The sequence below is a fragment of the Bartonella sp. AC70YNML genome, from assembly GCF_042196545.1.
In the GTDB taxonomy this organism is placed as follows: Bacteria; Pseudomonadota; Alphaproteobacteria; order Rhizobiales; family Rhizobiaceae; genus Bartonella.
Genome location: NZ_JBHIQK010000008.1, coordinates 8,684 through 16,445 on the forward strand (window position 1 = coordinate 8,684; position 7,762 = coordinate 16,445).

The 7,762-nt window shown below is 36.0% G+C and carries 5 protein-coding genes; 2 read left to right on the forward strand and 3 right to left on the reverse strand.

Annotated features, from left to right (window positions below):
- Positions 1–187 precede the first annotated feature (187 nt).
- Both ACFIMU_RS06285 and ACFIMU_RS06290 read left to right on the forward strand, forming a co-directional pair.
- A complete protein-coding gene (locus ACFIMU_RS06285) occupies positions 188–553 on the forward strand; it encodes a hypothetical protein (protein ID WP_375607015.1) in 366 nt (121 codons plus the stop codon).
- A 44-nt stretch (positions 554–597) separates the two neighbouring features.
- The gene (locus ACFIMU_RS06290) at positions 598–1,047 is read left to right on the forward strand and encodes a hypothetical protein (RefSeq protein ID WP_375607016.1); all 450 of its coding nucleotides are present in this window, start codon (positions 598–600) and stop codon (positions 1,045–1,047) included.
- Between the two features lie 1,077 nt (positions 1,048–2,124).
- On the opposite strand, the gene ACFIMU_RS06295 is transcribed toward ACFIMU_RS06290, so the two are convergent.
- The 3 genes from ACFIMU_RS06295 to ACFIMU_RS06305 form a co-directional block, all read right to left on the reverse strand.
- Complete coding sequence (locus tag ACFIMU_RS06295) at positions 2,125–2,886, reverse strand: DUF4167 domain-containing protein (RefSeq protein ID WP_375610681.1); 762 nt, start codon at positions 2,884–2,886, stop codon at positions 2,125–2,127.
- 1,680 nt (positions 2,887–4,566) lie between these two features.
- A complete protein-coding gene (locus ACFIMU_RS06300; protein ID WP_375607018.1) occupies positions 4,567–5,010 on the reverse strand; it encodes a hypothetical protein in 444 nt (147 codons plus the stop codon).
- Between the two features lie 2,160 nt (positions 5,011–7,170).
- Positions 7,171–7,683 carry a hypothetical protein gene (locus tag ACFIMU_RS06305; protein ID WP_375607019.1) on the reverse strand — a complete coding sequence of 171 codons (513 nt, stop codon included), beginning with the start codon at positions 7,681–7,683 and terminating at the stop codon, positions 7,171–7,173.
- Positions 7,684–7,762: the final 79 nt, after the last annotated feature.

A 7,762-nucleotide genomic window follows, 5' to 3' on the forward strand; every position in this document is an offset into this window, starting at 1 on the left:
CCGACATCTCAAAGGGGAACCGACATCTCAAAGGGGAACCGACATCTCAAAGGGGAACCGACATCTCAAAGGGGAACCGACATCTCAAAGGGGAACTAAAAAACTGTAAAACCGTTTAACAATGAAGAAGCCCCTAGGCTGACAAATTGGAGTTCACACTGTCAACTACTCATTTGGAAAATAATTTATGAATCCCCTTGTTTTTATCCTCTTATTGGTTTCATGTACGGATGATTTTAACAGTTGCTATTCGAACAATACAATGGTTAAAACTTACCCAACAGCTCAAGCTTGTGAACAAGCCATGATACCGTCCACAAAAAAGTTTGCACTTTATGGACAACAAATTTTTGCTCAATGTATAAACGTACAACCCAGTTTACATCAACAAGAAGTAAACTTGATCTGGTCTGTAACAAACCGTGGAAATTTTCTTCTTAAAAGCCAAAACGTAAAGGACAAGCTGTCTACAGTCCACAAACAAGATATTTTACCAACATCGCTTCCTCTTTTGCGTTCTTCTTCCACAAACCTCTTGCACAAAAAACTTTAAAAGCATAAACCCATCAGATCTCAAAAAAATAATCAATGGAAGACATGATAGATAATAAGCGAATGCACCCTTCAAAAGACCATCACACAGAGCAAAGTACTCTGCCTCAAGATCTCCCCTTAGATCCTGCTGTAGAACGGGTGAGAAAAAAACTTATGGGATTAATGATTATTTCCGTTTTAATAACGCTCTTCCTTATTCTGACCGTACTATTTTTAATTGTTTATAAAGTTATCGCAACGGGATCAGCGTCAAAACAAACAGAGCGATCTTCCTCTCTCAGCAAAAATCCACAAGCTACCCATCATACGCTCTCCTTACCGGAAAAAACACAGATTTTGTCGCAAAGCCTCTCAGAGAACAATATTGTACTGAAAATTTTAACCCCTGATGGACAAACAAAATTTATGATTTACAATTATTATACCGGTGCACTTGTCTCCATTCTTTCTGTTGAAACAACAGAAAAAATATCGACAATAACGCCTCATTAAGCAAGCCAACCTCAATAAGCGCTGACATAGCATTCTGAAGGTTTAAACATTTTCTGCGAGCCGGGCATTATCACACGCTTTTCCAGCGCGTAGGTGTTGCCGACAATCCTTGGCGCTAGAGAGAGTTCATAAGAGCCATTTTTATTCCTTCTTATACAAATTTATCCATACGGGCTCTCCCCGCTTGCAACGTGCAGGCGAATGGTTTTTGTTGATTCAACCATGGGACAAATTTGGAATGAGAGAATCCTAGGGATTTAGGGGCTCTCACCTAACATACAAAAAAATGAATTGTTATTATAAATCAATGTGATAAGTCTTAAATTTCCACCATACGGCGACGGCGCATTTTTTATTGTATCCCCTCACTTGAATTTTGGAAAAGAAGAAACCTTTCTGTCAACGCATTCCCATTTTTAAGAAAACGGACATCATTTGATGAAAAGCTAATGAACGTGCAAGAAATGCTTCTTCTTGAGTGTAAAAATTCAACATATTAATTTATAGTGATGATTTATTTTGCATGTCAAATGAGAACCTCAAATACTGTAAGATTCTCTCATCTCAAATCTATTTATGATGAAGCTCATCAAAATCATTTCCTCACATACCCTAGCAAGGAAATTGATGAATAAAATACCTCTTATAGATAATCCGGTATCAAAAGAAGAACTGTTGCAACATTGAAAATTAAAGCAATAACGCCCAGCTTACATCTTTTATTAAGCAAAGATAACCGATGGATTTCACATGATAGAATTCATAAACACCAGCGCGCAATGGGCATGAATATATTGAACAATATTAAATATAGGTGTGAATTAAATAAAACAACGACATTGCGTTCTTCATAAAAGAACTGCCTCTTAAAATACACGAATGTGGTTTTCTCTGTATCCCCTCACTTAAATCTCAGCAAAGAGGCAATCTTTTCTGTCAACAGCCTTCGTTAAGTTCCTGATACAGCCCCGTGAAAACTGAAGGAAAGCGCAAGAAGCTTCTTGAGCATATTATAATTTATTATCATGATACCAATAACATCACCACACAAGCGCGCTTACACAGCACCCTTCAGGTTTAAACATTTTCCTCTGCCTCAAGATTGACCACTCGGCGACGGCGCGTCTTTCTCTGTATCCCTTCACCTAATTCAGGCAAGGAAGAAGCCTCTTTTGTCACTTTTGATGCATCTCCATTGCTAGAGCTTTCTGCTGTTGTGAGTGAAAGCTCAAAAGGTGCTTCATCTTGAGTGCGTACAGTACGTCGACGGGGAGAACGACGTGTTTTTTTGATGGGTTCAACATTTTTCTCAGAGAGACAGTGCTCTTGATCTGTTTTTTCATCCGATAGAGCCTCTAAAGCGTTTTCACGCGCATCTCCATTTTGCATTTTATCATTTTGGCCATCGCCATTTTTTTGCGACGACATTTGTAATACATCTGTATCACCCTCAACAGTATCATTTTTTTCACCGTCAAGATTTATTTCACCGCATTCTTGTCCATTGTTTTCATCACGATTTTCGTTTTCATCACCACGATTTTCATCACGCCGAGGCGATTGAGACATTTGCCCAGCTGCTGCTAAAATAATACGCAAATAGTGCTCGGCATGTTGTAAATAATTTTCCGACATAACACGATCACCTGCACCTTGTGCATCACGCGCAAGGCTTATGTATTTATCGGCGATTTGCTGAGCATTCCCGCGAATTTTAACATCCGGACCGCTACTTTCATAATTGCGAGACAACGGATTAGGACCGCGACGATTATTATTGTTATTACCATTATTGTTATTATTGCGACCGCGTACCCGTCTATTTTGTTGTGGCCTCATCTTTATCCCTTTTTGGAGTGTTTGTCTTATGTGTGTCTTAATTGACTCTTCCTCATTGCATTATCTTTTGATAATGCTGATCACGTTTAACATACGCTTATCAAGCTATCCGCGTTTATTTCACTCAAACGAACCCTACTGATATTGATAAAAGCATATATTTTCTTGAAAATCACAAAACAGCAGGGAAATCGTAAATCAAAAATTCCCTTTTTCTCTGTCAAACAGCAGAAACCTAATGATGTTCACGTAAAATGCCAAGTGTTTTTTTTAAAATAAACCATATTTCACTAAAAAAAATAATTATCTTGTGGAAAACAAAAAGGAAAACACACATATAACACACCTGACAAAGAAAAAATTCCTGCCAGAGAATAGTAGAAGCTTCCTTTTTTGCTCTAAAACCACCGCTCCTAAAAACGCCGATATTCTCTACCCCCTCGTGCATTTAACTCACAAGCACTTCCATCCCAACGAGTCACTGCGCGAACCTCTTTATTTTATAAATATAGCCTCTCTTCATCGCTAAAGCAACCCCTTGCGAGCGATAATCCACGATCGCTTCACAAAACCTCTTAATTTTTATAGATAGATTAACACGAAGTATTATTCAAGCCCTATAATCACCAAGAGATCAATCTTCTTTCCCAAAAAAGCCAACGATACTATCAATTTTTATTTTAACCCATAGAGTTTTTAAGTTAATCACAGTTTTTATTTATAACAAATTGAGCTTAAAAACAAAATATTTAAATACAAAAAAATATCAAATTATGAAAAAAACAACCAATATGTCACACTTTTTTAAAAATCAGCTTCTTCTCAAAAAAATACCCTCCTCAAAGCCTATCAATAAGAATGGCCTAACGTATTTCCTTACTTATCTTTTCTGATAAAGAAAACTGGAATTATAAAACAAGCACATTTTAAAACCCAACACAGCGCTTTACGCATGAAGAAGCCTTGAATGTTTATAAAAAAATGTTTTTTTACTCATTTTTGTCATGTCTATTGACTTACACCCTCAAAGAACGAGGATTCTCAAATCACACGGGTCTGTCAACAATGAAAATACTTATAAAATTCATACACTGAATTGATTTGTAATGATAATTCATATTTTTGTGTTGAGTAAGAAAACTTAATACCGTAGGATTTTTCATCCTCAATCTGTTTGCTATTGAATCAATCTCTTTTTCTTGCATGTTACACGTAGGAAAACCTGCGTGGAGTAAAAACGAAAAAAAAGACTAAAAGTACCTCTTATGAACCGTCTCTAAGGCTAAGGGGCTGTCGAGAGGCACCATTGGAAGCGGAGCAAAGTGTGATATGGTACCAGCTTACTCTTTTTTAAACCATAAAGATGAACTTGCTTTATAAATTTTATACATTTCATGAGGGTTTTACCATTATACCATTCACCAAAGCCATTACGAAATGGGTTTCCCACACTCGTTATTTCCCTTAAAAAAGCGCAACAACCCCTCCAGAAACTCCACCACGCCCCCTTAAACATTTCAAGGAGGCCATCCATATCTTATATCGCCATACCTTAAATAAGAAGTGCGATATAACAAGATAAATAAATCAAGCTACTATTGGTCTTGAGGCAGATAGTCATTTAAGAGGCTTTTATCTTTTTATCAAAATTCGCTTCCTTTTAACTTTCCGTATAAAAACTTAAAAGTAATTACGCCTTTTGCCTGTTTTATTTTCTCTTTCATCAAGAAAACAGTCTCGTAAGAGAAAATAATTTCCATCCCCAGGACGGATCCTCGTCAAACATTGTTTTTTTGCAGTATCAGAAAGCTTATCCCACATTTCACGAATAGCAAAATAGGCCTCACTTTCTAAATTAAGGCAGTGCTGATAAACTTCTTTTTTCATCTCGGGCATAACGGAAGCAGAAATTTCCTTGCAATACACACGCAGATCAAAGACAGGAATAGCCAATTCAACAGGCGCTTGTTGTGTTATTTTTTGATGAGAAGAAAAATAACTGACCGCCTTTGCAACAGCAAAACACAAAATCACTATACAAAAAAGTATCATGCAAACAAAAGCAATCTTGCGATATAATCTTTTGAAATAAGCCTTTTGTCTTGCCCGGATTCTTTTTTCCATAAAGATTGTACCCTTTAATATCCCAAGAGAAGCTTTTACAGCAAAAAACGATAGAAGTATCTGTGTACACAATACAGGTTATAGCCGCAAACGATCAAGACTCTTATGTCAAAAGACTCTCTTTTTTACCGTATAATTCTTATGAAACACTTTTCTCATGCCCTTTATGAAAAAATAGGGTTGATGATTTTCTCTCACCACTTTTAAAGACGAAGATTCTTCATCCATGCGATTCTATAAATAATTCGTCTTTGTTAAGACACATCATATTGATTTATAAAGAGTCTTTATTGTTTTGCACGTTGAATGAAAAACCCGAACACCATAGGATTCTCTCATCCGAAGTTTGTTTTTTGTTGAAACAATCAAAACCATGTCGCTTACAAGTTACAAGCGGAGCTGGCATGTGGATTAAAAACTGTATAAGAAAGGCATATGCTTCTTATGAATCGTCTCACGAACCAAGGCTGTCGTAATATTGGGAGCGAGAAAATACAATGATGGTGCCGGCTTGCCTCTGCATAATCGTAAAGATGGGAGTGCTCAATGGGTTTACCATTATTCATCACACAAACACTTCATATATAACACGCCTTTTATTACCCCCCCTCAAAAAGCAGTCGCTAAAACGATAAGAGATTATAGATGTAAAACTCCAAACAAAGAAAAGAATGGACTTTCTAATCGAGATCAACAAACACTGTTAAAGACACATTTGCATTTTTGACCATGCTGACATGTATAATAATGGCCCTTCAAATACGCCACCATTTTATGCTCCACCTCATATCACGCTCCGTCAAACAGTCACAAAGATTCTTTAACTATTCAACGTCCCCCCCCAACCAAAGCAAAGAAACCGAAACCAGACGCCTGCATTTTTATTTGAATCTTCCCTATTGGGATAAAACACATAAGAATTTAAGATTTCACTGCAAAATGAAATCACAAAATACAATAATGAGAAAAATATCCAAAGCCATCTCAATAACAAATATATAGCGCCCCTGTTATTAGAAAGTAAAAAAAGCCGCACCATTTAAAGGCGCGGCTTATGAATAGAGATATAACTAAATAAAATACAAAAGAAATCAATAATAAATAATTATACACAAAGCGTATAGTATTGCAAGCTTTTTAATTATATTTATAAAAATATCCAAAAAGAGTATAAATAATGATACATTCGTATTGAGGAGAGTTGTTTACAACAATGCACTTTCTAAAATAAAAACGTATCAAATAAATCAAAATACTTTGTAGCTTTATCTCAATATAATCCATGAAAAAACACACATGATTTAAATCCATAATTATAATAAGATCCGCTTTTTTACACTTGTAAAAGCTGGTTTTTCTTGACTTGCATCCACCACTTAAAAACATGAAGATTCTTCACCCAATCTGATCTATCAACAGCCCAGATTGCAGCGGGGTCCATTTGGCTTTCTCACATGTGATTGACTTAAACTTAAAGCTCAACAAATAAGCCTGCCTTAAATATTTTCCACGCCCTTAAAAAAACACTTTTTGTATCATGGAGGCTCTTACAAAGAGCTTGCCTTATATCATCACACCTGAAAGGACAGTATTTACAGCATAAGCAGGATAAGACAAACAACCGCTTATACAATCTTGTCTGACAAGAAAACAAGTGAAACTTTAGCCTTCAAGTCTTCTTAAACAGTATAGCATTTCTCTTCGTTTATAAGAAAAGACACAACGATACGCATAATTTTCTTATAGGCATTTTTCTGCTTTTGTCCTTTTGGCAATTAATATTTTCTTTTTATGGGATTTTTAACAAATTAAAATTGCGATGAACTGCTCTTTTTCTCTTTAAAAAAAGCGTAAAAATGGCAATTTTTTATAGATTTAAAATCATCGAATGCTCTATCCAAAAGCTTTTTCAAAGTATTGCAAGATTTTTTATTTTTTTAAAGCTTCTTTTGCCATGCGTTTTTGTTTGGGCACAGCTCCTTTCTCTGTAGGCTTTAAAAACTTACCCTTAGATTTCAATATGCGCCCTACTCTCCCCAACAACGCATGATCAACTTATCCTGCAACAACGCTTCTCTATCAATTTTTACCCCTTTTTTAACATCTCAAACAGAGTGCAATTCCAGTCCCCACCGAAGATATAAATCAGGTTTATCTGATCTACAGCTTCAACCCATACATATTGTTATGATCACTCTTTTCTAACAAAGAAGAAATCTCTCTAGAATGCTCAACACTGATGTTTTGAGCAACACTACTGTGTAATTCTAGCGGCTTATGTGCTGTAAATTTTGAAATAAAAGAGCTGTAGTCTATTTTTGGTGCCTCGTATATTGAAGAAAAAAATATGTCTCCAGCGGACGATGATTCTGTTTGAATTTCTGGTGCGCTCACAAAACTGTTTGATGTCGTTATTCCACCACTCACAACACTATTAATACTGTCTTGCTTCTCTTCTTTCTCATTTTTTTTCTGTTCAACACTGGTAAGGTCTAGAGCATTTAATTTTTTTTCTAAAGCATCCATGCGCTTTGAAATTTTTGTAATATCTTCATATGCTTTCTTCAACAATGCGTTTAAAGGAGCATGTCCCATTCTTCCGCTAGCATAAAGAACCACACGAATACATTCAGGATCATCAATATCAGCAATAGAAAATGGAAAAAGTGCCATTATATCCCCCTTTTTGATAAGCTAAACGCGTATTAAGCATTTGCATATTTTTTCCGTTGTACGGCTCTTGCATTTCTCA